The organism is Marinobacter azerbaijanicus, from assembly GCF_030250645.1.
Taxonomy (GTDB): domain Bacteria; phylum Pseudomonadota; class Gammaproteobacteria; order Pseudomonadales; family Oleiphilaceae; genus Marinobacter; species Marinobacter azerbaijanicus.
In genome coordinates this window covers 1-1,558 of sequence record NZ_JASSVS010000061.1, presented here as the reverse complement: position 1 = coordinate 1,558, position 1,558 = coordinate 1, and the positions used below count along the sequence as shown (strand labels likewise).

Sequence of the window (1,558 nt, the reverse complement as noted above, 5' to 3'; positions counted from 1 at the left end):
GAATGGCTCCGGCCACGTACCCCCGCCCGTTCCTCGTCGTGCCCACCAACAACAGAGCGAACCTGTCTCGGCACCTGCCTGTACCCGAGAAGAACCCTAGCGAGAGCCCATTGTTGACTGCTCCTCTCCCTGAAGGAAGAGGATTCCCAATTCACCGAGAACCGGACATAGGCGCTTGACCCATGCCGCTTACATTCTCTCCAAGGGCTAACACGGCCAGCCCGGCCGCTTTAATGTTAACCGCGGCGTTGACGTCGCGGTCGTGTTCGGTCGCGCAACCCGGACACACCCAGGAGCGGATGTGGAGAGGCATCTTGTCCATCACATGCCCACAGCAGGAGCAGCGTTTACTGGACGGATACCACGGGTCAATGGCCGACACCTGCCGGCCAGCCCATTCCGCTTTGTACTCAAGCTGGCGGACGAACTCTCCCCAGCCTGCATCGCTGATGGACTTGGCCAGTGAAGGATTGCGCACCATGTTCTTCGCCTCGAGGGATTCGACGCAGACCACTTGGTTCTCGTTAATCAGTCTGCGGGACAGCTTGTGCAAGTTGTCCTTCCGGCAATCGGAGATTTTGGCGTGAAGTCGGGCCACTTTCTGCCGAGCCTTGGCGCGGTTCTTCGAGCCGAGCTTCTTCTTGCTCAGCCGACGCTGCGCCTTAGCCAGCTTGGCCGTGTATTTCGCCGTATGGCGGGGGTTGCCGGTTCGAACCCCGTCGCTGGTAACGAACAGGTCTTTCAGGCCGAGGTCGATGCCGACCATTTTTGGCGTAATGGGCAACGTCTCGGGTGTGAACTCACACAGGCACGACACGAAGTAGCGGCCTGCGGAGTCCCTGGAAACGGTGACGGTTGTCGGCTCGCTGGGCAGCGGCCGGCTCCAATGGATCGCCAGTGGCGCCTGGCACTTGGCCAGGAACAGCTGCCCGTCCCGATACTTGAACGCCGAGCGAGTGAACTCCGCCGACTGGCGGTGCCGTTTGCTCTTGAAATTCGGGTAGCGGGTACGACCCTCGAAGAAGTTCTTGAAGGCGGTCTGTTGATGGCGCAGGCACTGCTGCAGCGGCACCGAACTGACCTCATTGAGGAACGCCATCTCGTCGGCTTTCTTCATCCGCGACAGTTCAGCATTCGCCGCTACGTAGCCGATCTTTTCCCGGCGCTCGTAGAAGGCATCGGTGCGATACCGCAGCACCGCATTGTAGACGAAACGCACACAGCCGAACGTCCGAGCAAGAAGCTTCTCTTGCTCAGGCGTCGGGTAGAAGCGGTATTTGTAGGCACGTTTCGTCATGTCTCACAAAGTACAAAGAAAACTGTAAGATAGCAATCAGCTAAGAAGGAGGCAGCGGGAATAGGGTCGCCCTGGCGGGCGATGCACTATCCCTCCCCGCACCAGAAGTACGGGGTATCCCGCGCAAATTCTGTTGACCCAGCAGAATGCCGCCATGATGAGCAGAGCGCCAGCTTGGCCGCGACCATGCACGAGAACGCCTCGCGGCTGGACGAGCTGATATCCGAATTCGTGCTGGGGAACGCGCCGGCCCAGCCTCTC

The 1,558-nt window shown here is 59.8% G+C and carries 2 protein-coding genes; one reads left to right on the top strand and one right to left on the bottom strand.

All coding sequences use genetic code 11. The features are described 5' to 3' along the window. Positions 1 to 151 precede the first annotated feature (151 nt). Positions 152 to 1,297 carry an RNA-guided endonuclease InsQ/TnpB family protein gene (locus tag QPM17_RS23580; protein ID WP_285394182.1) on the bottom strand — a complete coding sequence of 382 codons (1,146 nt, stop codon included), beginning with the start codon at positions 1,295 to 1,297 and terminating at the stop codon, positions 152 to 154. A gap of 81 nt (positions 1,298 to 1,378) precedes the next feature. On the opposite strand from QPM17_RS23580, the gene QPM17_RS23575 reads away from it, so the two are divergent. Continuing rightward, a partial coding sequence (locus QPM17_RS23575) for a hypothetical protein (RefSeq protein WP_285394181.1) occupies positions 1,379 to 1,558 on the top strand: 180 nt, incomplete at its 3' end.